The 23,831-nt window shown below is 63.9% G+C and carries 21 protein-coding genes; 6 read left to right on the top strand and 15 right to left on the bottom strand.

Annotated features, from left to right (window positions below; genetic code table 11):
- A partial coding sequence (locus ACLP4W_RS10675; RefSeq protein WP_442386097.1) for an FAS1-like dehydratase domain-containing protein occupies positions 1-607 on the bottom strand: 607 nt, incomplete at its 3' end.
- Between the two features lie 237 nt (positions 608-844).
- Here ACLP4W_RS10675 and ACLP4W_RS10670 point away from each other — a divergent pair.
- Both ACLP4W_RS10670 and ACLP4W_RS10665 read left to right on the top strand, forming a co-directional pair.
- Positions 845-1,258, top strand: a complete 414-nt coding sequence (locus tag ACLP4W_RS10670) for a Zn-ribbon domain-containing OB-fold protein (protein ID WP_442386096.1) — start codon at positions 845-847, stop codon at positions 1,256-1,258.
- Positions 1,258-2,427: a thiolase C-terminal domain-containing protein gene (locus tag ACLP4W_RS10665; protein WP_324439673.1), complete on the top strand. Its 1,170-nt coding sequence runs from the start codon at positions 1,258-1,260 to the stop codon at positions 2,425-2,427. Before ACLP4W_RS10670 ends, ACLP4W_RS10665 begins: the two co-directional genes overlap by 1 nt.
- 6 nt (positions 2,428-2,433) lie before the next feature.
- Here ACLP4W_RS10665 and ACLP4W_RS10660 read toward each other — a convergent pair whose 3' ends face one another.
- From ACLP4W_RS10660 to ACLP4W_RS10635, 6 genes are all read right to left on the bottom strand, one after another.
- The gene (locus ACLP4W_RS10660; RefSeq protein ID WP_442386095.1) at positions 2,434-3,918 is read right to left on the bottom strand and encodes an aldehyde dehydrogenase; all 1,485 of its coding nucleotides are present in this window, start codon (positions 3,916-3,918) and stop codon (positions 2,434-2,436) included.
- A gap of 5 nt (positions 3,919-3,923) precedes the next feature.
- Positions 3,924-5,135, bottom strand: coding sequence for an amidohydrolase family protein (locus ACLP4W_RS10655; RefSeq protein WP_324439670.1), 1,212 nt, complete (start codon positions 5,133-5,135; stop codon positions 3,924-3,926).
- Between the two features lie 58 nt (positions 5,136-5,193).
- Positions 5,194-7,515, bottom strand: a complete 2,322-nt coding sequence (locus ACLP4W_RS10650; protein WP_442386094.1) for a CaiB/BaiF CoA transferase family protein — start codon at positions 7,513-7,515, stop codon at positions 5,194-5,196.
- A 63-nt stretch (positions 7,516-7,578) separates the two neighbouring features.
- Positions 7,579-8,760 (bottom strand): thiolase family protein, encoded by a 1,182-nt coding sequence (locus tag ACLP4W_RS10645; protein ID WP_442386093.1) that lies wholly within the window; start codon positions 8,758-8,760, stop codon positions 7,579-7,581.
- Between the two features lie 32 nt (positions 8,761-8,792).
- Positions 8,793-9,200 carry a Zn-ribbon domain-containing OB-fold protein gene (locus tag ACLP4W_RS10640; protein ID WP_442386092.1) on the bottom strand — a complete coding sequence of 136 codons (408 nt, stop codon included), beginning with the start codon at positions 9,198-9,200 and terminating at the stop codon, positions 8,793-8,795.
- A 41-nt stretch (positions 9,201-9,241) separates the two neighbouring features.
- Entirely contained in the window at positions 9,242-10,528 is a 1,287-nt protein-coding gene (locus ACLP4W_RS10635) for an amidohydrolase family protein (RefSeq protein WP_442386091.1), read from the bottom strand.
- A 365-nt stretch (positions 10,529-10,893) separates the two neighbouring features.
- Here ACLP4W_RS10635 and ACLP4W_RS10630 point away from each other — a divergent pair, with 365 nt between their 5' ends.
- Complete coding sequence (locus tag ACLP4W_RS10630) at positions 10,894-12,321, top strand: aldehyde dehydrogenase (RefSeq protein ID WP_442386090.1); 1,428 nt, start codon at positions 10,894-10,896, stop codon at positions 12,319-12,321.
- A 20-nt stretch (positions 12,322-12,341) separates the two neighbouring features.
- Here ACLP4W_RS10630 and ACLP4W_RS10625 read toward each other — a convergent pair whose 3' ends face one another.
- Both ACLP4W_RS10625 and ACLP4W_RS10620 read right to left on the bottom strand, forming a co-directional pair.
- Positions 12,342-13,202 (bottom strand): SDR family oxidoreductase, encoded by an 861-nt coding sequence (locus ACLP4W_RS10625; protein ID WP_442386089.1) that lies wholly within the window; start codon positions 13,200-13,202, stop codon positions 12,342-12,344.
- Positions 13,203-13,239: 37 nt separating this feature from the next.
- Positions 13,240-14,736: a class I adenylate-forming enzyme family protein gene (locus ACLP4W_RS10620; protein ID WP_442386088.1), complete on the bottom strand. Its 1,497-nt coding sequence runs from the start codon at positions 14,734-14,736 to the stop codon at positions 13,240-13,242.
- 325 nt (positions 14,737-15,061) lie between these two features.
- On the opposite strand from ACLP4W_RS10620, the gene ACLP4W_RS10615 reads away from it, so the two are divergent.
- Both ACLP4W_RS10615 and ACLP4W_RS10610 read left to right on the top strand, forming a co-directional pair.
- Positions 15,062-15,784: an SDR family oxidoreductase gene (locus tag ACLP4W_RS10615; protein WP_442386102.1), complete on the top strand. Its 723-nt coding sequence runs from the start codon at positions 15,062-15,064 to the stop codon at positions 15,782-15,784.
- 5 nt (positions 15,785-15,789) lie between these two features.
- Positions 15,790-16,029, top strand: a complete 240-nt coding sequence (locus ACLP4W_RS10610; RefSeq protein WP_442386087.1) for a hypothetical protein — start codon at positions 15,790-15,792, stop codon at positions 16,027-16,029.
- A 7-nt stretch (positions 16,030-16,036) separates the two neighbouring features.
- On the opposite strand, the gene ACLP4W_RS10605 is transcribed toward ACLP4W_RS10610, so the two are convergent.
- The 6 genes from ACLP4W_RS10605 to ACLP4W_RS10580 form a co-directional block, all read right to left on the bottom strand.
- Positions 16,037-16,543, bottom strand: a complete 507-nt coding sequence (locus ACLP4W_RS10605; RefSeq protein WP_442386086.1) for an SRPBCC family protein — start codon at positions 16,541-16,543, stop codon at positions 16,037-16,039.
- Positions 16,544-16,554: 11 nt separating this feature from the next.
- Complete coding sequence (locus ACLP4W_RS10600) at positions 16,555-17,730, bottom strand: thiolase family protein (RefSeq protein ID WP_442386085.1); 1,176 nt, start codon at positions 17,728-17,730, stop codon at positions 16,555-16,557.
- Between the two features lie 52 nt (positions 17,731-17,782).
- Entirely contained in the window at positions 17,783-18,691 is a 909-nt protein-coding gene (locus ACLP4W_RS10595) for an enoyl-CoA hydratase (RefSeq protein WP_442386084.1), read from the bottom strand.
- Between the two features lie 41 nt (positions 18,692-18,732).
- Entirely contained in the window at positions 18,733-20,199 is a 1,467-nt protein-coding gene (locus ACLP4W_RS10590; protein ID WP_442386083.1) for an aldehyde dehydrogenase family protein, read from the bottom strand.
- A gap of 343 nt (positions 20,200-20,542) precedes the next feature.
- On the bottom strand, positions 20,543-21,643 hold the full coding sequence (locus ACLP4W_RS10585) for an alpha/beta hydrolase (RefSeq protein WP_442386082.1): 1,101 nt from the start codon (positions 21,641-21,643) through the stop codon (positions 20,543-20,545).
- A gap of 11 nt (positions 21,644-21,654) precedes the next feature.
- A complete protein-coding gene (locus ACLP4W_RS10580) occupies positions 21,655-23,271 on the bottom strand; it encodes a flavin-containing monooxygenase (RefSeq protein WP_442386101.1) in 1,617 nt (538 codons plus the stop codon).
- Positions 23,272-23,502: 231 nt separating this feature from the next.
- Between ACLP4W_RS10580 and ACLP4W_RS10575 the strand changes: the two genes are divergently transcribed.
- Positions 23,503-23,817 carry a hypothetical protein gene (locus ACLP4W_RS10575; protein ID WP_442386081.1) on the top strand — a complete coding sequence of 105 codons (315 nt, stop codon included), beginning with the start codon at positions 23,503-23,505 and terminating at the stop codon, positions 23,815-23,817.
- The last annotated feature ends 14 nt before the right edge of the window (positions 23,818-23,831 follow it).

Below are 23,831 nucleotides of genomic sequence, written 5' to 3'. Positions count from 1 at the left end.
CCCAGTACCGCGGCTTTGCGCCCCGGATTTTCGCCGGTTCCTCGGCGTAGCACTGCGCAATACGGGCTATCTCGTCATCGGAATACTGTGCAGGCGTGAGGTCCTTGTGCTTGGACCCTTTGCTCCCCGCGCCTCGTTCGGTCCGGATGCCCCACGGCATGGATTTCGCGACGATTTCGCCGTTCTGATTGGTGAAGAGCACTTCTGACGTTTGCTTCACCGAGCGGCCGGCGAACTCCCCGTGCCGGATGGCGACGTCTAACAGTTTCACCGACACGTCGATGCGGTCGCCGCGCCGGATGGGTAGGTACCACTCGTGTTCGGCGCCGCCGAAAAACGAGTGCACCCCGGGCAATCCGCTTCGGTCTCCGATGGCCTCAAGTGAGAAGCCGTAAATCATGCTCGGCGGTGCGATGATTCCGCCCGCTGGAGTGCTCCGCGCGCACTCCTCGTCGGTCCATCGTGGATCGCGGTCGCCGATCGCACGCGCCCAGTGCCGTATCGCGTCCTTGGTGGCCTCTTCGAGCGTCGGTTCCTCGCGGGTGAGCCGTGGTGTGCCCACCTTCGCGCGCAACTGTGCCAGCGCTTCGTCGGTGATCGTCGCCACGCGGTGCCTCACCCCTTGTCGAACAGGTGCCTTGTCAAGACCCCGTCGGTGCGTCAGGGTCCTCTAGTACTCTTGTATACGTGTACTCATAATGCCCGTCTAGCGACCCGCGAGTCAACTTCGCGGCGATACTGAGTGGTGCCCTCGAGCAACCAACTCGGTCTGATCCGAAAGGTGTCGTCCTGATTGCACAACAGAGCGAGCCGCGCTTCCCTCGCTGTATCCACGGAGAACACGATGTCCTCTGACACAGTCAAATTCGAACCGCTGCCCACCCCCGAGACCGCAGGGTTCTGGCAGGGGTGCGCCGAGGGCGAGCTACGCCTCCAGCGGTGCGGGCAGTGCTGCGAGTTCTACTTCCCGCCCCGGCCGCTGTGCCCCCGATGTTGGTCTCAAGACGTCGAGTGGAACGCCGTGAGCGGTCGCGCCACTTTGCACTCGTACGTCATCAGCCACCGGCCGGCTGCGGGTTTCGATGCCCCCTATGCGATCGCCCTGGTGCAGCTCGAGGAGGGTCCCCGTTTGCTGTCCAATATCGTCGAGGTCGAAAACGTGCCGGAGAAGCTGATTCTCGATATGCAGCTGGAAGTCACGTTCGAGCGACGAGGCGACGTATCGATTCCGCAGTTCCGGCCCGCGGGCGCTCGCTGATGGGAATTCGTGGTGTGGCCGCCATCGTCGGTGCCGCCGAAACTACCCGGCTCGGCAAGATCCCCGATATGTCGGTACTCGGCTTGCATCTCGACGCCGCGCGAAATGCTGTGGCGGACTGCGGAATAGATCCGCACGACATCGACGGTGTCGCCACCACTGGCAGCGTCAACATCACTCCGGTAAGCCCCGTGGTGATATCCCACTACCTCGGACTCACCCCTCGCTGGATCGACAGCACGTCCGTGGGCGGCGGTGCCTTCATGATGCTGGTTCGCCATGCGGCCGCGGCGCTCGCGGCCGGCATGTGTGAGGTTGTCCTGATCACCCACGGGGAGTCGGGACGATCGGGCGTAGGTGTCCCAGGCATCGGTCTCGATCGCACCTCGCCGTGGGCTCAATTCGAGATGCCGTACGGCCCGATGGGCGCCGCGACCTTATTCCCTCTCGGGGTCCTGCGGTACATGAAGGACTTCGGCCTGACGCACGAGCAGCTGGCAGCGGTGCCGGTCGTCCAACGACAATGGGCGGCAATGAATCCCCGGGCTCTGGCCCGTGATCCCATCACTGTCGGGGACGTACTGGATTCTCGTGTGATCGCCTGGCCGATGCACCGGCTGCATTGCTGTCTGGTGGCCGATGGCGGCGGCGCGCTGGTCATGACGACCGTAGAGCGGGCGCGTGACATGGATCTCGCCTATCCCCCGGTCTATGTGCTCGGTACTGGCGAGTCTGCCGAGACTCCGATGATCTCCCAGATGCAGGACATGACGACGTCGAAGGCGTTCCGGGTGTCCAGCGCGAATGCCTTCGCGGAGGCGGACATCACGCACGGCGATGTCGATCACCTGATGATCTATGACGCCTTCGCGCACAACCCGATCTACGGCCTCGAGGATCTCGGCTTCGTTGGCCGTGGCGAAGCCGGACAGTTCATCGCGTCTGGCAACACCGCTCCTGGCGGACGACTGCCAATGAACACCAACGGCGGTGGCCTGTCCTACGCGCACACCGGGATGTACGGGATGTTCGCGATCCAGGAATCCGTCCGACAGTTACGTGGAACCGCGCCGGCGCAAGTCAATGGAGCTCGCATCAGCGTCGCGCACGGAGTCGCCGCGTACTTCGCGGCGGCCGGCACCTTGGTGCTGGGCAACCAGATTCCGTGAATGAGGCTATGGCAATTTCGCGGACGGACCCTTGAGGATCACGGTTTTGGTCTCCAGGAACGGCAACAGGCCCTCGGTGCCGCCCTCGCGGCCGATGCCGGACTGCTTGAAGCCGCCAAAGGCGATCCCGAAGTCGGTTCGAAAGGCGTTGTGGCCCACCGTTCCCGACCTTAGCCGTCCCGCGACGTCAACCGCACGCTCCAGGTCGTCGGTAAACACCGACGCATTGAGTCCGTAGATCGTGTCGTTCGCGAGTTCCACGGCATGGTCCTCGTCGTCCGCCGGTATGACGGTGAGGACCGGGCCGAAGATCTCTTCCTGGGCGATCGTCGAAGAATTGTCGACGTTGCCGAACACCGTGGGCTCGACGTAATAGCCACGCGGCAGGTGCTCGGGTCGCCCGCCTCCGGCCGCGACCACGGCGCCCGCTTGACGCCCCTTGGCGAGGTAGTACTCGACGCGCGCGCGCTGGCGCTCGGAAACCAGCGGTCCCAGCTGTGATGCTGGATCGAACGGATCTCCCACCCGGACGCGGCGAAACTCCTCGGCCAGGGCCTCCACCATCTCGTCGTGGCGTCGCCGGGGCACGATAACGCGCGTCAGTGACGAACAGGACTGACCTGACAGCAGGCATTCCTGGCGAGTGAGATGCGTTGCGGTTTTAGCGATGTCGATGTCGTTGAGGATCACCGCCGCGGACTTCCCACCCAGTTCCAGGGTGCATCGCGCCACTCGCCCACCGCAGATCGACCCGATCGTGCGACCTGCCGCGGTCGAGCCGGTGAAGGTGATTTTGTCGACACGCGGGTCGCGCACCAGAAGCTCCGACACCGCACGATCGGCCGTCACCACGTTCACAACACCCGGCGGCAGTCCAGCGGCCTCGACGGCCTCGGCGAACACGTAGGCCTCCCCGGGCGCCTCGGGCGATGCCTTCAGCACAACCGTGCACCCGGCGATCAGTGCGGGAGCGACCTTGTACCCGATCAAGCGCATCGGCGAGTTCCACGGGATGATGGCTCCCACCACGCCGACGGGCTCGCGAATCAACAAGCCCGACTCGCCGAAGGTCGGCTTCATCGGCTTGATCCACGCAAATGTCTCGGCCTGACCGGCGTAATAGGAGAAGATGTCGAATCCGTCTCGACCCGCGGCGGTCGCGATCGAGTGCAATGCGCCGGTTTCTCGCGGCCAGATCTGGCCTATGTCCTCGCCCCGGGCCAACAGACCATCGGCGATGCGCCGCATGAAAACGGCGCGTTCGGCATGGGTCATGCCCGGCCAGGGGCCGTGGTCGAAGGCCTCACGCGCCGCCGCGACGGCCCGCCCCATATCGTCGGCCTTGGCCTCGGCCACCTCGAGGAAGATCTCCTCGGTCGTCGAGTCGCTTACCTGGATCCGGTCACCCGACGAGGGGGCGAGCCATTCGCCGCCGATGAAGAGTCGATCGGTGTGCTTCAGAAGCGCGGCGGGTCCGCTCGTGATCGTCACCGTGCCTACGCCGCGAATTTCGGTTCACCGACGCTCGGGAACAGGTCGAGGAAGTTGCCGCGCGTCATCTGGTACGCGGCCTTCTCGTCGATGTTGCCGAACAGTTGATGGATCACCTGTTGGGTATGGCCGAACGTGCCCTCCAGGTGCGGATAATCACTGCCCCACATGACCTTCTCGTAGCCCATCGCGAGATAGGCCTGCACCGCGGATTTGTCATGTTGGAATGAGGCGTACACCTGGTCGTAGATAATTTCGCTCGGAAGCCGAGACAGCTTGGGCCGCACATAGATTCCGTGTTGTCGATAGGCCTCGTCCATTCGGTCGGCGATGAACGGTACCCAGGTCGCGCCACCCTCGGAGACAATCACCTTCAAGTTCGGGTGGCGGTCGAGCGCGCCGGACGCCACCAGCATGGTGGTGGCGCGCTGGCCCCCGAACACCGTCTCGACCCAGTTGATGATCGCACCGCCGGGACCGTGGTAGACAGAACCGGGTGAGCCGCCATCGGGCTCCTTGGCGTCGGATCCGATATGGATTCCGAGCACCATGCCGATCTCTTCAGCCGTCGCCCAAAGCGGTTCCCAGACATCGTAATTCCAATTGCCGATGCCGTCGTCGTCGAGACCGGAGGGCAAGCTGATCGCCTTGAAACCCAGGTTGGCCGCGCGGATCGTCTCGGCGACGGCATCTTCGACCGACCGGGTCGAGATCTCCGCAGCCGGAATTGACCGCGAGGTTTTGTCGATGAAGGTTTCCTTGAGCCAGTCGTTCAGCACCCGCACGCCCTCGCGGTAGAGCACCGGATCCTTGATCAAACCGTTCCACAGACCGATCGACGGATAGACGATCTCGCCCCAGATGCCCTCGTGATCGAGGTCTTTCAAACGCAGATCGAGGTCCCAGGCGCCCGGCGGGCGGTCGAACCCACCCATCTCGGTGAAGGTCATCCCCTCCTGCCGGTGCGCCGATCCCTCGACCCAGGCCCCTGCCGCCTCTAGCTCTTCCTTGGTCATGGTGGGGTTGCGCCCGATCTTGCGCTCGAAGGACCGGCCATCCACGTGCAGGATTTCAGTGCGCTCATCGACCTTTTCGCTGCGCGGCATGCGCGCAGCCATGTCGGCCGTCATCCGCTCACTCCACAGGTCGGACGGCTCTAGGACGTGCGCATCGCCGGAGTTGACCCAGATCTTCTCGGCTACGGTCTCGGTGCTCAATGTTCTTCCTCTCGCTGAAGATTCGGCTCGGCAATTTGCCTCGTCATGTCCGACGCCGTCATCGGATCGCCTCGGCGTCCCGTAGCCGAGCCACGTCCTCGGGCGCGATGCCGAGGGCCGCCAAGACCTCGTCGGTGTGCTCACCCAGTTCAGGAGCACGGCGAAGCGGAGGCACCGACGCACCCTCGAATCGAATCAATGCCCCGGGCTGGCGTGTCTTCCCGTAACGCGGATGGTCGAACTCACCGACCCGCCCTAGCCGAAGCTGTTGCGGATCGTCCATGAAACGCCGGTTGTTCTCGTACACGGGCTCGGCGACCGGTACTCCCGCGGCGCTCAGCGCGCCGATCAGGTCGGCCGTGGAACGGGACAGGAACCGTCCGACGAGCTCATCCTCGAGTTCGTAGTAGTTCGCCTCGCGCAGTTCCGATGTGCTGAATCGATGGTCGCCGAGGATGTCGACGTCGAGCACTCGACCCAACGCCTCGATGTCCTGCTCCTTGATCGCCACCACACAGATCCAGCCGTCAGCCGTCTCATACAGCCGGTGCAGCGGGCCCACTCCCGTTTGCAACGTATCGAGACTGCCGGCCCCCAGCACACTTCCGTCAGACGACCGGCGCACGATGTGGCACACGTCCTCCATCGCCGAGTGGAAGTGCGGTGAGTCGAGGAACTGACCGCGACCGGTTCGTCCTCGATTGAACAACGCCATCAGCGCGCCGACCGCCCCGAGAAGCCCACCCCCGGAGTCCTCGTTGGCCACGGGATCGACCGGCGGATTGAAGAGCCCGGCGGCCTCGTAGTCCGCGCCAACGTAGCCCGCCATCAACGGGGCCAGGCTCTGTCTGTTGACGTCGGGCCCGTCGATGCCCCAGCCCGTCGCGTGCAGGTAAACCACCTCGGGGTTCAGATGTCTTACCTGCTCGTAACCCATCCCGAGGCGCTCGGCCACGCCAGGCCGCAGATTGTGGTGCACCACATCCGCCCATTCGATCAACCCGTTGCGGATATCGCCGACCTCCGGGTGGGTGAAGTTGACTCCGAGCGCCCGCTTGCCGGCCTGCGCGCTACTGAACGGACGTTCCAGACCCCGCATTGGATCACCAATCGGAGGCTCAACCTTGATGACGTCCGCCCCCAGGTCGGCGAGCAATCGCGACGCGTACGGACCGGCGAACCAGTGCCCGATGTCGAGCACTTTCAGACCTTCCAGGAGGGGTCGCTGGTCGATCGGACCAAGCTCAGCGACCACGGGCGGCGGCGCCGATTTCAGTTCGGCCAGGATTTCCTCGGTGTGCTGCCCGGCGGTCGGCGCCCCGGCGCCGACAACAGCGGGAGTGCGTCCGTGCTTGATCGGCGGTGCGATCTGCTGCACCGTCCCCAGCGTCGGGTCGGCGACCTCTGCGACCATCGCGTTGTGGACGGCCTGGGGTTCGTCGAACACCTCAGTCGGCCGCAGTACGGGAATTGCACAGATATTGGCTTCGATCAACCGCTCAAGCCATACCTTGCGTGGCTGCGTTTCGAAGATATCGGGTATTTCCGCTAGGGCCGTCTCTTCGGCCGGCGTTAAGGGCGTGCTGGCCTCCGAGCCGTCCACTGGACGCACCCTGTCGGCGATGCCGACCAGCGTCATCAGCCGATCGAACGCGCCCCTGGCCGCAGTGTGCACTCCGATGTACTCGTCGTCGGCGCACCGAAGAGTTTTGATGTAGAAGCGGGTGCCGCCGGTGCGGTAGCGCTCTTTATTGCGTGCACTGTAGCCCCAGCTCTGCGAGACGTAGGCGATCATGCCGTCGAGAAGCGACGTTTCCACGTGGCGTCCCCACCCGTCGCTCTGCCGGCGGTACAACGACGCGAGGATACCGATGAGACCCAAGTATGCCGCGCCCGAGCTGGCCGACGGCACGCCCACGAAGATCGGCCCGTCCCGAAAGCCCGCCTGGTCGCCCATGGTGCCCAACAGCGCGTGCACGAGGGCCTCGTAACCCGGGAGGTTGCGATGCTCCCCCTCGGCGCCGAAACCCGATATCGAGCAGTACACCAGTGCTGGGTTGCGTTCATGCACTGCGCTGTAACCCAGACCAAGACTCTCGGCGACCCCCGGCCGCCAGCTCTGGATAAAGACGTCCGCGGTGGCCAGCAGCTCGTGCACCGTCTGCCGATCGGTGGCTTCCTTGAGGTCTAGGGCGATGCTGCGTTTACTTCGGTTGAACACCGAATAGGCGACGTTGAGTTCACGGCGAAACGGATCGCCACCGGGCGGTTCGACCCAGATGACGTCTGCCCCGTAATCCGCGAGTATTCCGGCCGCCTTGGGTCCGGCCATCCCCGACGTGCAGTCGATGACTCGAAGCCCTTCCAGTGGCCCAGACATCGTCAATTCCTCTCGCATCGTGGATCGGCGGAAATGATCATTCTCGCAGTTATCGCCATAGTGTCATTCCGCGGCCCGCAGAATCAAACCGCCAGGCGTGAAGAAGAAGCCACCAAGGGTCGCCAGCGCCACACGGGCGCCCTGCACTTGGCGTTGCCCCGCATCACCCCGAAGCTGCTGCACCGCCTCGCGGATGTGGCCGCTGCCTTGTGATGCTCCCTCAGACATGTTGCCGCCGTGCGTATTTATCGGTACTCGTCCGTTGATGACAATCCGCCCCGACGCGCCATCCCAGTGGTCGTCGAGGAACTGGCCCGCCTCACCGCGACCGCAGTAGCCGATGTCTTCGATCCACTTCAGCGTGGTGATGGTGAATCCGTCGAAAGGGTAGTAGACGTCGACGTCGTCGATCGTTAGCTCGCTGACGTCCCATAACCGCTGGCTGACCACTTTTTGGCTCGAGTGGTCGACGTCGCGCAGGTTCTCCTCGGCGGTGCGATCGGTCTGGCCCGCCACCGCGGCGTGGATGAGCACCGGACGATGCGGGAGGTCCCGCGCCCGCTCGGCGGTCGTTACGACGAAGGCATCGGCACCATCCACCGGAAACTCCATGTCGAGCATCCGTAGCGGATCCCAGAGCATCGGAGCACTCAGGTAGTCGTCGATCGTCAGCGAATCACGCACCGCCGCATGGTCGTTCATCTGGGCGTTACTTCTGGCGTTGACGGCGATATAGCCCAGATGTTCGGGGCGCGCTTTGTAGGTGTCGAAGTATTTCCGGGCCCATGGAGCGTATACCGACGCCTCGCCGGCGATGCTGTCCGGCCAATGACTTTGCGGGCGCCGGGTACTGATGAACGTCCCGGCGCGCTTGCGAAAGGGGTCCTTGGCGGCCGACGCCGACAACATCGGCGTCCGGTACATCGAGTGGTGCACCAGGACGGTTTCGCATACGCCCGAAGCGACCGCCATCATGGCGTTGGTCATCTGGATGTTGAACGCGGTCAGACAGCTGACCGACCAGCCAGCCTCCGGAATTCCCAGGGCGCTTTGCACGATCTCGTTGCGAAAGATGTCGCCGGAGAGGCCGTCGATGTCGTCTCGGGTCAGGCCGGCATCCTTGATGGCGTTTTGGCAAGCCTCGACTACGAGTGATAGCTCGCTGCGCCCGGAATCCCTTGAAAAGGGGGTGGTTCCGATGCCCACGATGGCGACCTGATCGCGTGCTGGGTAGCGTCGCGTCATACCGGTTGGTGCCCCAATCTACTCGTCGCTTCTCATGCGGGCCGAAAGGCCGGGACCGGTTTGCCGTCGCGTTCCAGCCAGACAAGTTCGACTGCTGCTCCGATCGTCAGCTCTATCGGCGCAATGTCGATGATCAAGCCCGACGCCCGTAAGTCGTCCTGTTCGGCCAGCGAGATGACCGCTAGTGCGTGTTCGGATTTCGGTGCGAGCGTGAAGGTTTCGATTACACCGGCGCCGCTCACTTCGGTCGGCACCACATTGGCCGACCAGCAGTACGGGCACGTCGGCCAAGGGGGTTGGTACCACTTGGTGCAGTCCCCGCAACGGTTGACGAGCAATTGCCGGCGTAAGAGACCGCGATAGAACTCGACGTTGTCGCGGTCAATCCACTCAGAGTCGAAGCGATCGAACACCTCCTGGGAGGCAGCGTCTGCCGTCACGTATATCTATTCCTTTTCGCCCCGTTGCTCAGATGGGCGGCTCATTTCTTCTTGTTGGTCGCCCACTCGGATTTGTTCCACATGTCGATGTCTCGCTGATCGGCTTCCCGACCTGCGATCGTTACGGTGTTGACATCGGTGGCCAGCGCCCGAAGCGCACCCGCGGTGCACTGCTCCTTCGGGAGATACTTGAACGGATCGAATTGATATGCAGCGATGGCATTTTCGTGCGTGATCTTGTTGATGACTTCGTCAGAGAGGTGGCCGAGCGTCCTAATCGCCTGCTCGGGTGAATTCGGCCACTCGCTGTCGGAATGCGGGTAGTCGGACTCCCAGAAGACGTGGTCGATGTTGAACCAGTCCAGCAGATGCGGCCCGACCTGGTCGTTGATGAAGCAGGACAGGATGTGGCGCTTGAAGACATCGGTCGGCGTGTCGTAGCCCGGTGGCATCTTGTGTTTGGTCCAGCCGCTCTGGCGCTCCAGGACGTGCTCGGATTTCCAGAGGAAGAACGGGATCCAGCCGATGTCACCCTCGGTGAGCGAAAACTTCAGGTCGGGGAACTTGCCCCAGAAGTCGGCCCAAATCAGATCCAGCATGGTGAACATTGTCATGATCGGCGCGGCGGCCATCACTGCGTTCGGAGGGGCGTCGGGTGTGAGTTGGGGCGTGCGGGAGGAGGAACCGAGGTGGCAGCACATCACGGTGCCCTCGTCGGACGCCGCCTTAAACAGTGGATCCCATGCGTCGCTGTGGATGCTCGGCATGTTCAGCGCCTCGGGGTTCTCCGAGAACACCGCCGCGTGACAACCCTTGCTTGCCAGTCGGCGGAGCTCCTTGGCGGCCTCCTCGACGTCGTATAGCGGGAGCAGGCCAGCCGGAATGAAGCGGCCGGGGTAGGCGCCGCACCACTCGTCGACGTGCCAGTCGTTGTACGCCTTGATCATGATGGTGTTGATCTCGCGATCGGGCCCCTGGTTGAGCACTTGGCCCGAGAACCCGGTGAAGTTCGGGAAGTTCAACCCAGCGAGCGTGCCACCGGCATTCATGTCGCGCACCCGCTCGTGCACGTCGTAACAGCCCGGCCGCATGTCGTCGTAGCGCGAGGCGTCGAGGTTGTACATCTCTTTCGGCTTGCCTGCCACGGCGTTGAGGCCGAGGTTGCGGCCGCGGATGTTCCCGTAGTACCACTGCTGTGTTCCGTTGGCTTCGGCGACCACACGCGGCGCGAATTCCTTGTATTTCTCCGGCACGTGGTTCTCGAACATGTCAGCGGGTTCGCTGATGTGGTCGTCCACGCTGATCAGGATCAGATCGTCGGCTTCCATCGCTAGTCCCCTCTCGAAGGTTGACTTATCGTCTGCACGGTCGGGCCGAACTGCTCGCGAAAAGGGACCGACCTCGTCCGCGGAATCCAGCGCTCTCTGTTGTGCAAGTAGTCGTATACAAGCACAACACGGCTAGTGTATACAAGAACACAAACGCTCGGGAGCCTGATGGGTACGCGAAAAGCGTTCACGAAGTTGATTTTCGGTAGCATTACTGAACCCGGCCGCAGGATCGCCCCGTTAGCGCCCCGTAGCTCAACGCTCATCGATCGGCTCGCGAACACACGGAGGTTAGATTGACTTCGACGGACCTTCCTACGGCGCCTGTAAGCAACACGGATCGCCTGTACATCGATGGTGATTGGGTGCAGCCGTCGTCCGACGCGATGATCGACGTTATCGACTCGCACACCGAGAACGTCTACTTCCGAGTGGCCGAGGCGCAGGCGGCGGACATCGATAGGGCGGTCAGCGCAGCGCGAGACGCGTTCGACAACGGCCCGTGGCCTCGTATGACGCATGCACAGCGCGCTGAGTACATGTGCGCGTTCGCCGACGCGCTCGAGGCCCGCAATGAGGCCAATCTGCAGATCTTCCCCCGCGAATCCGGGATGATCATGGCTTACGCCGTCAACGATGCTCCCGATGCCGCAAACCGACTCCGGTTCTACGCCGGCATGGCCGATACCTATGCCTTCGAAGAACCGGCCATGCCGACCGCAGGTGGCGCGTTCGGACTCCTCACGCGCGAGCCTGTGGGCGTGGTAGGGGCGATCGTGCCGTGGAACGGTCCGCTCTTCCTTTCGACTTCGAAGATCGCACCGGCGCTGATCGCTGGCTGCACGATCGTGCTGAAGATGGCTTCCGAAGCGCCAGGTGAGGGCTACCTGCTGGCCGAGGCCGCCCAAGCGGCAGGGCTGCCGTCTGGTGTGCTCAACATCCTGACTGCCGAACGCGCCGTGTCCGAGCTGTTGGTCCGCGATCCCCGCGTCGACAAGATCGCGTTCACCGGATCCTCGGCAACGGGTAAGCGCATCGCAGGCATCTGTGCGGAGCGGGTGGCTCGATGCACGCTCGAACTCGGCGGCAAGTCGGCGGCCGTCATCCTCGATGACATGGATCTCGCCGCCGCCGCAGCCCAGTTGGTCGGCGACGAGATCTTCCTCACCGGTCAGGTGTGCTCGTCGCTGACCCGCGTCATCGTCGGCAGGGAGCGCCACGACGAACTCGTCGACGCGATCGCCAGCGGCTTCGCCGCAGTCAAGGTCGGCGACCCATACGCCGCGGACAGCCAGATGGGTCCCCTTGCCGGTGCGCGGCAACGTGCCCGCGTCGAGGGCTACATCGCCAAAGGCATCGCCGAGGGGCAGCGCCTGGTCACCGGCGGTGGTCGGCCCAAACACCTCGATCGCGGGTTCTACATCGAGCCAACGCTTTTCGCCGACGTAGACAACCGCTCGACGATCGCGCAGGAGGAGATCTTCGGACCGGTGCTGGTGGTGATTCCCGCCGACAGCGAAGACCACGCGATCGCACTGGCCAACGACACCGTCTTCGGCCTCAACGCATCGGTATACACCCCCGACGTCGACCGGGCCAGGTCGGTGGGGCGCCGGCTGCGCGCCGGCACCGTTGGCCACAACGCCTGCCGTACCGATTTCGGGGTGAGCTTCGGCGGATTCAAACAATCGGGGCTGGGGCGCGAGGGTGGCCGCGAAGGCCTGGGCGAGTATCTGGAGGCCAAGTTCTCCATCTTCGAGGACGTCCCCACGGGCTACTCCCCCATCGCGTAAATTCCGGCGCGATCGGATGGTCATTCGGCGAGCGCCGCATTGATCCGCCTGATCAAATCGGTGTCGGCGTGCCGGCGCATCAGGTATTCCCGGCGGTGAATGCCCGCGACATGGACGACCCTGCCGGTGACGTCGGACGCGTCGTCAGACGCAAGCCACGCCGCCACACGGGCGACGTGAACCGGATCTAGGTCAAGATCTGTCGGCGCATTCTCGAACAGCTCGGCGTTCATCCGGGTGAATGCGCCCGGTGAGATCGCGTTGACGGTGACACCACAGGTTCGGCCTTCGGCGGCCAAACCCCTTGTGGCCGACCAGATAGCCGCCTTCGCCGGTCCGTAGATCAATCCGAGTCCGCCGCGATCCTCGTCGGCGCTGACGGGAAACGCCTCTTCGGAAACGGTGTTGATGATCCGGCCCCAGCCTTGGGATCTCATCATCGGCCATGCAGCCTTGGCGGTACCTATCGGACCGTATAGATGTAATGCCAACGCCCGCCCCAGCTGTTCTTCGGAGATGTCGGCGATTGCCGAACCTCCGGCGAGGCCCGCATTGTTGACGACGATGTCAACCTTGCCGAAGGCGCGCACAGCAGTTTGCACGGCCGCCGCGGCGCCTTCAAAAGAGGAAATGTCATTCGTGTCGGCAACCGCGTGTCCGCCCGCTTGAACAATCTCGTCGGCGACGCCCTCGGCCACCGAGGAGTCACGTCCGATGCCGTCGAGACCCACGCCGATGTCGGAGACGACCACCCGCGCGCCACGTTCGGCCATCAGCAGTGCGTGTGCGCGACCGATGCCCCGACCGGCTCCGGTGACGAGAGCGACATGGCCTTCCAGCGTCGTTGTCCGCACGTGTGTCCCTTCGGTCAGCTCGGTCAAGGCCCTGCAGTCGGCCGTTCCAGAGATCGCCCGCGAATTAGGTGGGCTGGGGCGTCAAACGTGCGAGCACATTGCGTCGCACCAATTTCCCGGTCTCGGTGCGCGGCAGTTCATCCCAGATGACAACGCGCTCAGGCGTTTTCGAGCTGCGCAGCCGAGCCCTGACGAACTCGCGAATCTCTTCGGGGTCGACCGACTTTTCTGGAGCCACGACAATCACGGCTTCCAATCGCTGTCCCCACTCTGCGTCTGACACACCGACGACGACGGCGTCGGTGACCGCATGGTGGGCGAGGATGACGGCCTCGATCTCGGCGGGAGCGATGTTCTCTCCGCCTCGGATGATCGTGTCGTCGGCCCTTCCCCCGACAAAGAGGAATCCGTCCGAGTCCAAATAACCCTCATCCCTGGTGTCGAAGAAGCCCTCCGCGTCAAGAACCGAACCCATGCCGGCATACTCACCGGACACCTGTTCGCCGCGGACCCAGATGCGGCCGACCGCGCCGGGCGCCAGCACCGTGCCATCCGCGCCGCGGATCTCGACCTCGACCGTGGGAAGGACCTGCCCAGCGGAGCCGAGCCGGTCCCGAACGCGCGCATCCGAGGACCCGATCGCGGCGCGGTGCTCATCGGGACCCAGGACCGCAATGGTCGAGCTCGTTTCGGTCAAGCCATAGGCGTTGACGAAACCGACATGCGGCCACTCGCAGAGCGCTTGTTCGATCACGCGCCTGGGCATCGCCGCGCCACCGTAGGACAACGCGCGCAGCGATGGCACGCTGCGATCGCCCTCTGCACTCATGATGTGCGCGAGCATGGTAGGCACCACCAGCGCGTGGGTGATGGCCTCGGCGCGAACCACATCGACCCACTGCTCGCCGCTGAACCGCTCGAGAACAACCGCTCGCCGGCCCGCGTAGAGGTTGGTCACGGCGTTGGCGACGCCCGCGATGTGGTAAGGGGGAACGCTTACCAGGGCGGCTTCGACCTCGTCGGCCCCGGCGAATTCAACCGAGCCCAGCACATAGCTGGTCAGATTCTCGTGGCGCACTACCACACCCTTGGGCTCTGACGTGGTGCCGCTGGTGTAGATGATCGCGGCCGGAGCGGCAGTGCCCTCCGCAGCGATGTCCGACGACTCGACGGGGTTTCCGGCCAGCTCGGCAAGCCAGGCCTCGCGCGTCACAGTCGCCAGCCCGACAGCAGCACAGGGGTGCGCGAACTGCACTGAGGTTATGACGAGCGCACCCGGATGCCTGGACAGCAGCGCAATGAGTTGGTCACTGCTCTGTCGATAATTCAACGGCACCAGCGGAATTCCGGCGCGGGCCGCGGCGAACAATGCGATGGTGAAGCACGGCGCGTTGACGTCCAGATACACCAACGCCGTGGCGCCCCGGGCCTTCAGTGTCGCAGCTGCCACGTCACAGAGCGCAGAAACATCTGCGGCCGTGTATGTTTCGCCCTTGCGGCCCAACACGGGCCGGTCGCCGAAGCCATCAACCGCCATGTCGAGTAATAACGACAAGTTCACAACAATCCTCCGCTATGGTCCGGACCCCAACGACCTCCGGGTACTGCGATTTCACCGTAACGTCAATGAGTGACTTATGTCCATTACTGTCTAATGCCGCCAGACCCCGGGAGTGTACTTTCGAGGTCTTGACTGATGCCGGCCACGAGCCCCGGCAGCGACAGGGCGGCTATCGCCCAGCTTGTGATAATCTTGATTCTCATCATCGAATGCGACTCCTCTCACAATTGCCGGAAAGGACCGCGCGGCCGTGAGCGACAACCAACGAGGAGCAGATCGGCTCGAAGCCCCCGGGGAGGCCGCCGGCTACCGGGACCTCGCCGGAATGAAGATACTCGTTGTCGGCGCGTCATCGGGCATCGGCGAGGCATTCGCGATCACCGCTCGCGCCCGCGGCGCCTGCGTCGCCCTGGCGGCGCGCCGTATCGACCGATTGACGCCCTTGGCCGACAGCCTGCACGGCTTCGCCTACGAGCTGGATGTCTCCCAGCCCCGCGCAATCGAGGCGACCGTGGAGTCGGCGAGCGCAGCTCTGGGTGGTCTCGATGCCGTCGTGTTCAGTGCGGCTTTCCTGCCGTTCGCCCATGTTCACGAAACCGACATCGCTACCTGGGTGCACGCATTCTCCGTCAACGCCGCTGGCGCATCGCACTTGCTGCGCGCCGCCCTGCCCCACCTGTCGCGATCCTCGGTGATCCTCGTGGCCTCCAGTCACGACGTCGGGCGTCCCAGGGCCGGAGTGGCGGCATACAACGCCAGCAAGGCGGCACTCGACGAAGTCCTTCGATCATGGCGAGGCGAGCATCCCGAACTCGCGCTGATCAGGGTTGCCATTGGGCCCACGGAGGACACCGAGATCTTGCGCGGAGCCGATCGCGACCTGCTGGCAGAACTGTACTGTGCCTGGAAGGAGCACGGCCAGATCCCCGCGCGTATGTCAGCGGTCGCCGACGTCGCGAACACATTGGCATCGCTGGTGGCCGCCGCCCGCGACAATCCCTCGGTGGTTCCGGAATCGGTCATTCTCGCCCCTCGGCGCATCGGCTAATCGGCGTGGACCCAGCCGACGCGTACGGGGGCGCCGTCGATGTCATGCGTGCCTGGATCGACAGCTGCGACGACATCGAGCAGGTGCTGAACTTACTCGAAGACCGCGGTGACAGACCAGCACATGACCGAAACGTGCTGTGTGGCCTGGTGAAGCTGTGTGGATCGATGTTGCTCGACCTCGAGGAGCTCACCCGAGCCCCGATGGCGGAAATCCTGCAGGACCACGCTCGCCGACGACCGTGACCGCTGGCTAGGCGTTGCCGTAGCGTGCCGTGGCGTAGCCGCGTAAGCGTGCCAGGTTGCGTCGCAAACTCAGCCCCAACAGGGGTCCCATCAACTTGAGCAATGGCTCTGGTATCCCGCGAGGCCGACTCAGCACCGACCACGTCAGCCGGCATCCGTTGTCGGTCGGCGCGATTCGATAGTCCTCCGCGAAGATGCGGAATATCGGCCGCGAACAGCCAGCGAACCGAAACGCCATCCGCCGATTGGTCTCCCAAGCGATAAACTCCTCGTCGGCAGTGAACGCGGCTCCGATCTCGACCGTTCGGGTAGTGCCGATCCCCTTCGGGTCGGGGCTTGTCCACGTGACCTTGGTTATCGCGGTCAGCCACTTCGGCCACGCCTGGGCGTCCTCCAGGATCTCGAACAGCTGGTCGGGTCGGACCGGGATCTCAATGCCAATTGTCAAAGTCGGCCGATCGAGCTCGGCGACGTCTACCCGACCACACGCCTCCATCACATGACCTTGGGCCATCGTGCGCGCCGTCAGACCTCAACGACGACGGCGCCGCCCTGACCGCCGCCCGCACACATGGCTGCCACAGCGATTCCGCCACCGCGGCGGTTCAGCTCGTACAACAGGGTCGTGAGCATCCGAGCGCCGCTGGCCGCAATCGGGTGCCCCAGACTGCATCCGCTCCCGTAGATGTTCACCAATTCTTCGTCGATGCCGAATTCCCGGCACGCCGCGATCGGAACCGAAGCGAACGCCTCGTTGATCTCCCAGAGCGCGACATCAGATGCCGACAGGCCGGCCCGGTCCAGAACTTTGCCGATCGCCCGGATCGCTCCAAGGCCAGTATCTTTGGGCTCCACACCCGCCGCGGCCCAGGCACGAACCGTCCCAAGCACTTTGAGCCCGCCAGACGATGCGACGTCCGCGCCGATGACCACCAGAGCCGCGGCCGCATCGTTGGTGCCACCGCTGTTGCCGGCCGTGATCGAGAAACCCTCAATCTCCGGGTGCAGCACCGGCAGCGATTCGAGGCGTTCGATGGTGGTGTCGCGGCGGGGATGTTCGTCGACAGTGAAGCTTGTCACCGACCCATCAGCCCCGGTCACCTTCAGCGGCACGATCTCGTCGGCGAAGACGCCGTCGTCGATCGCCTTGATGGCTCGCTGGTGTGACCGCAAGGCCCACTCGTCCATATCGCGCCTGCTGATGCCGGCCGCCTTCGCCGTGTTCCATCCGACGGTGATGGCCATGTCCCGCGTCGGCGCATCCGGCGTCTCAGGATGCGACGGCGGTATCCACATGTCCTCGAAAGCCGACTCCGGCCCGGGGATGCGGACCTTCATCAAAGGCGTCATCGACAGCGACTGGACTCCCCCAGCCACCACTGTGCGATCCATTCCGGCATTGACCTGTGCGGCGGCGTTTGCCACGGCGGTCAGACTGCCCGCACAGTGCCGGTTCAGCGCCTGGCCGGGCACACCGTGCATACCGAGCTTGGCCGCTGCGTAGCGCGCGAGATCGCCTCCGCCGTAATGCGATTCGGCGAACATAACGTCGTCGATCGACTCGGAGTCGACGCCGGACCGCTCGACGACGGCCTCCAAAATGGTCGTCGCCAACTCCTCGGGCGTCGTGTTGACGAGCGACCCTTTGAACGCTCGGCCGATCGCGGTACGCGCGGCACCTACTATGACTGGTTTCGCCATTGACTGTCCTTCTGTTGTGGGTTTCTAGAGTGGACTTCGTTGAGAGGGCGGCCTATTCGGGGGGATACACCCGATCCTTGACCGCCGTGACAATTGGCGGGGCTTGCCGCCAATTGGGCACGCCGTGCTCTTCGCCTGCCACCGCACCACCGTCGTCGCGCACCTCAGCCCAATGCGCGTGGTTCATCTGATGCAGCGAAAAGCACGCCTGCAACGAGTTGTAGAAGCCCATGTTGTCGACGGTCTGGTTGACCGACTCCTTGATCAGCAATGCCGCCACCGTGGGGACCGCAGCGATCCGACGCGCCATCTCCAGCGTCCGCTCGGCGAGCACGTCGCGCGGAAACACCTTGCTGACCATCCCCAGCCGATGCGCCTCATGAATGTCGATCGCATCGCCCATCAGCATGAGCTCCTTGGTCCTGCGGGGGCCGAACTCCCACGGGTGGCCGAAGTACTCCATTCCGCACATACCCAGCCGGGTTCCGACGACATCGGCGAACCGCACCTCTTCGCTGCCGACGATGAGATCGCACGCCCACATCAACATCAGCCCCGCCGAGAACACGTCACCGTGTACCTGCGCGATGGTGATCTTGCGCAGATTGCGCCAGCGCACGGTGTTCTGGAAGAAGTAGTGCCACTCCTGCAACATCCGACTCTCGGTACCCTCGCGGGTGCCCCCGTTGATCTTCATGGTGGGGTGCTGTTTGGGTCCCGGCATGTACTCGGCCATCGCCTGCGCCGAGCCGATATCGTGACCGGACGAGAACATGGGCCCCTCCCCCGCCAGGATGACTACCCGGACCTCGTCATCGGCTTCGGCGCCAAGCAGCGCCTCGTTGAGTTCGACAAGCATGCCGCGACTTTGCGCGTTGCGCTGTTGGGGACGGTTGAGCGAGACGCGCACGATGCGGCCCTCATCGAGGCTTTCGTACTTCACGAACTCGAAGTCAGACATCGTGTCCTCCGCAATTTATTCGGCGCTGGACAGTCATTGCCTCAGCCTCCGGCCGGGACCGCGACCGACTTGGTCTGGGTGAATATCTCCAGCCCCTCGATGCCACATTGGCGGCCAACGCCGGACTGCTTGTAGCCCCCGAAAGGAGTATCCGCGCCATACCAGACGGCACCGTTAAGGCCCAACGTGCCAGTGCGGATCCGGCTGGCCACGTCGCGTGCCCTGTTGATGTCGCCCGAGCTGATCTGACCCGACAGACCGTAGGCGGACTCGTTGGCGATCCGGACGGCATCGTCGTCGTCCTCGAAGGGAATCACGACCAGCACCGGCCCGAAGATTTCTTCCTGGGCGATCGTCATCTTGTTGTCCACATCGACGAAAAGCGTCGGCTCGACGAAAAAGCCCTTGGGCAGGTGCTTGGGCACGCCTCCTCCGACGACCAGCTTGGCGCCCTCAGCGCGGCCCTTTTCGATATAGCCGAGCACACGCTCCTGCTGGCGCTTTGAGATCTGCGGGCCCTGCAGGTTGGCGGGATCGTTTGGGTCCCCGTAGCCGACGTTTTTCATCGCCTCCGTGACGATGTCGACGGCCTCCTGATACCGCGACCTCGGGACCAGCAGCCGCGTGGAGATCGCGCAGCCCTGTCCGGCATGGGTGCACACCGCCGCGGCCGACCCGACGGCCGATCCGAAGTCGGCGTCATCAAGGACGACATTGGCCGACTTGCCACCGAGCTCAAGGAAGGTCGCCTTCAGCGTGCTGGCCGCGCTTTCCATGATCCTGCGGCCCGTCGCCGTCGATCCCGTGAACGCCACCATGTCCACGTCGGGCGACTTAGTCAGCACCTCACCGACCGAATGATCCGACGACGTGACGATGTTGACGACACCCGGCGGGATGTCTGTGTCCTCGGCGATCAACCTGCTCAGCCGGGCAGCGTTAAACGGTGTGTCGGGCGCCGGCTTGATCACACACGTATTGCCCATCGCCAGAACGGGTCCCAGTTTGTTCAGCGTGATCTCCAAGGGGAAATTCCACGGAACGATCACCCCGACGACGCCGATCGGCTCCTTCCACACCTCGCGAGACGCGACCATGCCCCAGCCGAACGGATCCTTGTCGCCCAGCGATCGTTTCCACGGGAACTCCGAGATCTGTTCAGCGGGCCATTTGACCGCCTCGTTGACGGGCGCGTCCAGTTGCGGGCCATACGTCAGCAGCACCGGACAGCCCACCTCGGCGATCAGCTCCGCGCGCATCTCCTCACGCTCCGCCTCGAGCGCCTGCTGCAGCTGCAGGAGGCACTTCTTGCGGCCGTCGTGGTCGCGGCCCCAGTCGGTTGCGTCGAATGCTCGCCGTGCCGCCGCCACCGCCCGTTGGGCATCGGCGTGCGAACCGTCGGTGACGTGCCCCAGCACCTCTTCGGTAGCCGGATTGACGTTCTGGAAGGTCTTCCCGTCCTGGGCCTCGACAAGCTGTCCGTCGATAAGCATCCGGTGTTCGTGCATGAGCTCTCCTGTATCAAAAGCGGTGTTCAACGCCGCTATTCGGATGGGAACACGACAATGCGACGCGCTGAAGCACCCACAAGCGCTGTTGACACTCAGCGATTCTGCGGTCATCGGCGTGCATAACTCCTCGAGCCAGGCGGCGCCCACGAAAGCACCGGCGTTGATCGTCATACAGCGCCGACCCGCGTTGGACCACCCAATGAGAATACAGCTTATCGAGTATATAGAACGCGGATATCCACATCGTGAGCCGCCGTCGGCCGAGATGACCCCCCGGCCCACCACGCGCCAATGTCAGCACCCTCATCCTTGAAATCCATTCGCGCAAAATCGATTCCGGTCAGGCGGCCAGAACATGGCCGAGGAACTCCTCGGTGACCTCAGTGACCTGTGGGGAGAACATGACACCTACGTGGCCGCCGTCATGCCAGTACAGGGTTCCCTTCCACCGTTTGTGGAGCGCCTCCGCAGGCATCCGCAGCGCCATCCTGTCGTGCCACGCGCCCACAATCAGCCGACGGTCCGGTGGTGGGCCGGGTTCGACGGCCAGCGGGTCGACGACCGAGGTCAAAGCGCACACTGCCGGGGACTGCATCACTCGACCAAGTTCGGCACCCGCGTCACCCCAGCGCTGTTGGTGCTGGGCGATCATCTGATTGAGCCCCAGGATCGGCACATACAGCGCAACCCCGTCGACCTGCGGTTCCAGGTGCGACACGAACACCGCGATGGCAGACCCCAAAGAAAGGCCCGCAATCGCGACACTGGTGGCCTGCGGTTGCACCCAGCGCATGACGGAGCGGACCTCCGAGATTGTCCGCAACATGCCGGCGACGTTCTTGATCGGGTCCACGTCCGGGTACGACGGCCATGCACGGCGCCGAACACCCTGCCCCGGCTGAATCGGCAATGCGATGTTGAATCCGAGCCTGCTGAAGAACCGGTACGCGCGGGAAACCACCAGGTCGACCGGACCTCCCTGCCCTGTCCCGTGCACCCACACCAGCCACGGCCGCGGCCCGTCGGTGTGCCGGCACAGGTGCACCACCCCCATCGCCGGGCCGCCCAGGCCCTCCGACTCGAGCGAGGAAGGCAAAGTCGGGCAGTGGCTATACTTCATCCGCTCGTAGCGGACGCGACCGAACCGGCGCGACACCGTTTCCAACGGCCGCAGCGGTGCCGGTTCGACATGCGCACCGGCGACGCCCAGGCCGACCAGTTCAGTGGCCACCCGTTCATAGTCCCGCGCTGGGCGCTCCAACTCGCCCATCGGACCCACCAGTGTCATTCCGGTAAGTGCCGCCTCGTCGATCGCGACCTCGGCGAGCCGGCGTAATCCACTGATCCGCAGAGCATTCCAGTCGGGACACTGGCGCACCTCGATGAGCGAGCGTGGCATGACCATGCCGATATCGCGCATCGCTTGACTGAGCGGGATCATGACCTGGGCACCTAGCTGAACGCGAAACCGCGGTATCCATCCGAAGCGGACTGATCACAAATTCGACGGTATTCAGGCAGGCCGCCGACGTAGCCCATGTACATCTTCTTCTTGCCGGCGACATTGCCGCCGTTGTACCAGGAGTTACAAGACGGGTGGACAAATACTGTGCCCTCGACCATCGAGGTGGTCATCGTCATCCACTCCTGCTGCGCGGCGGGGTCCGCCTCGATGCTGCGGTGGCCCTTGTCTCGCATGAAGGCCATGCAGTTCGTTATCCACTCCACGTTCATCTCAAGCGCGGTCACATAATTGGCCGACGGCGCCGGACTGCCCGGCGCCTGAATGACGAAAAGGTTGGGGAAGCCCGCCAGCGCCAGTCCCAGATACGAGCCCGCGCCCTGCTCCTTCCAGTGCTCACGCAACGACGTTCCATCGCGCCCCCGAATATCGATTCTGGTCAGCGCGCCCGTCATCGCGTCGAAGCCAGTGGCGTAGATGATCACGTCAAGGTCATAGGAGCCCTGCTCGGTCTCGATGCCGGTTGGCGTGACGCGCTTGAGCGCACCCTTGCGCAGGTCGACCAGCATGACGTTGTCCCGGTTATAGGTCTCGTAATAGCCGTCGTCGATGATGGGCCGCTTACAGCCGAACGGATGGCTGGGAGTCAGCGATGCGGCAGTCTCGGGATCCTTCACGATCCGTGCGACCGCCTGGCCGTAGAGCTTGGTTGCTTGTGCGTTGGCCTCCATGTCGGTAAAGACATCGCTCCAGTTGAGCGCACCCATCACTCCATCGCTGTCGATCGCCCGCTGGCGCTCCTCATCCGAGGCCCCCAGCAGCGGCGGACGCGACAGCATGCCGAGCATGAACGAGAACGCGCTCAATCGTGCCGCACCCACGAAATGCTCGCGCTGGGCCGCCCGGATCTCCGGGTAGCGGCCCTTCACCTCGTCGAGTTCGCCGTCCTCGAGCTTGCGAATGATCCACGGCAAGGTGTAAGCCGGCGAGCGCTGGAACACGGTGAGGTGTTCGGCCTGCTTGGCGACGACCGGGATGAGCTGAACGCCTGTGGATCCGGTGCCAATCGCGCCGACACGCTTGCCGGTGAGGTCGACTTCCTCTCGCGGCCACCTGTTGGAGTACAAAGTCAGGCCCTCAAACGAATCCATTCCCTCAATGGCCGGTTCGAGCGGCACCGACAAGATGCCCGAGGCCGCGATCACGAAGTACGCGGTGATCGACTCGCCGGCGGCGGTGCTAATAGTCCACCGCATCTGCGGTTCGTGCCAATGCATTGCCACAACCCGGGTGTTGAGCTGGATGTCGCGGCGCAGATCGAGGCGGTCTGCGACGAAGTTGAGATAAGCCTCGATCTCGGGCTGGGCAGGCATATTCTCGGTCCACACCGATTCCCGCTGGATCTCGTCGGAAAAGCTGTAGGAATACTCAATGCTCTCGATATCGCAGCGCGCACCGGGATAGCGATTGAACAGCCACGTCCCGCCGACTGCGTCGGCCTTCTCTACAACCCTGGTGCGAAATCCGAGTTCCCGGCACCGATGCAACGCATAGAGTCCGGCGAACCCCGCTCCGATGATCACCACATCGAAATCGGCGCCGCGCATGTTGCCCGACGACTCCAAAACCGCTGCCTCGACGCCCGCCACTTTTGCTCCTTTCGGTCCCCACGCTTTCCGAACGACGATGTTGGCAGCGCATGAGGGATCTTTGCATAGTACGCAAACGCACGCTTGCTATAAATAAGAATGATTGTTCTCGTTGCTAGGACAGCAAGTGGTAGGGTGCGCCACATCGCGGTGCGGCAGCGGGGGATCTCGATAGCGAGGGCGCAATCGATGAAGTGGCTGTCGGGGTGGTGGCGACGGCCCGACCACTTCGATTGGTTGACGGGCTATCTGCAGGCTCGCGGGCTTAGCGTCAACACTCGTCGTGCCTTGGCGGCGGTCGCGGCCTCGCTAGTGCTCGTGCCCGCCAATGTGGTGTGGGGGCCAACTCCGTTTTACCCGCGTCTGGCGCTGGCGGTGGCCGCGTTGGCCGGGTTGGCGGGACTGGGAATGGCGGCGTTGTGGTTGTCTCGCTGGCCGCTGTGCGCGCCGCTACACACGGGTCGTTATCTGCCTGAAGATCACTTCGGAAGTGCCGGGATCTGATCCGCCGCCGATCG

The sequence above is a fragment of the Mycobacterium sp. genome, from assembly GCF_052145595.1.
Classification (GTDB): domain Bacteria; phylum Actinomycetota; class Actinomycetes; order Mycobacteriales; family Mycobacteriaceae; genus Mycobacterium.
This window is presented reverse-complemented; position numbering and strand designations above follow the sequence as displayed.

Excerpts from the sequence above, each read along its gene's own strand:
- ACLP4W_RS10670 (WP_442386096.1), top strand. The coding sequence starts at position 845 with ATGTCCTCTGACACAGTCAAATTCGAACCGCTGCCCACCCCCGAGACC.
- ACLP4W_RS10665 (WP_324439673.1), top strand. The coding sequence starts at position 1,258 with ATGGGAATTCGTGGTGTGGCCGCCATCGTCGGTGCCGCCGAAACTACC.
- ACLP4W_RS10650 (WP_442386094.1), bottom strand. The coding sequence starts at position 7,515 with ATGTCTGGGCCACTGGAAGGGCTTCGAGTCATCGACTGCACGTCGGGG.
- ACLP4W_RS10645 (WP_442386093.1), bottom strand. The coding sequence starts at position 8,760 with ATGACGCGACGCTACCCAGCACGCGATCAGGTCGCCATCGTGGGCATC.
- ACLP4W_RS10635 (WP_442386091.1), bottom strand. The coding sequence starts at position 10,528 with ATGGAAGCCGACGATCTGATCCTGATCAGCGTGGACGACCACATCAGC.
- ACLP4W_RS10615 (WP_442386102.1), top strand. The coding sequence starts at position 15,062 with ATGAAGATACTCGTTGTCGGCGCGTCATCGGGCATCGGCGAGGCATTC.
- ACLP4W_RS10605 (WP_442386086.1), bottom strand. The coding sequence starts at position 16,543 with ATGGCCCAAGGTCATGTGATGGAGGCGTGTGGTCGGGTAGACGTCGCC.
- ACLP4W_RS10600 (WP_442386085.1), bottom strand. The coding sequence starts at position 17,730 with ATGGCGAAACCAGTCATAGTAGGTGCCGCGCGTACCGCGATCGGCCGA.
- ACLP4W_RS10595 (WP_442386084.1), bottom strand. The coding sequence starts at position 18,691 with ATGTCTGACTTCGAGTTCGTGAAGTACGAAAGCCTCGATGAGGGCCGC.
- ACLP4W_RS10590 (WP_442386083.1), bottom strand. The coding sequence starts at position 20,199 with ATGCACGAACACCGGATGCTTATCGACGGACAGCTTGTCGAGGCCCAG.
- ACLP4W_RS10585 (WP_442386082.1), bottom strand. The coding sequence starts at position 21,643 with ATGATCCCGCTCAGTCAAGCGATGCGCGATATCGGCATGGTCATGCCA.
- ACLP4W_RS10580 (WP_442386101.1), bottom strand. The coding sequence starts at position 23,271 with ATGCGCGGCGCCGATTTCGATGTGGTGATCATCGGAGCGGGGTTCGCC.
- ACLP4W_RS10575 (WP_442386081.1), top strand. The coding sequence starts at position 23,503 with ATGAAGTGGCTGTCGGGGTGGTGGCGACGGCCCGACCACTTCGATTGG.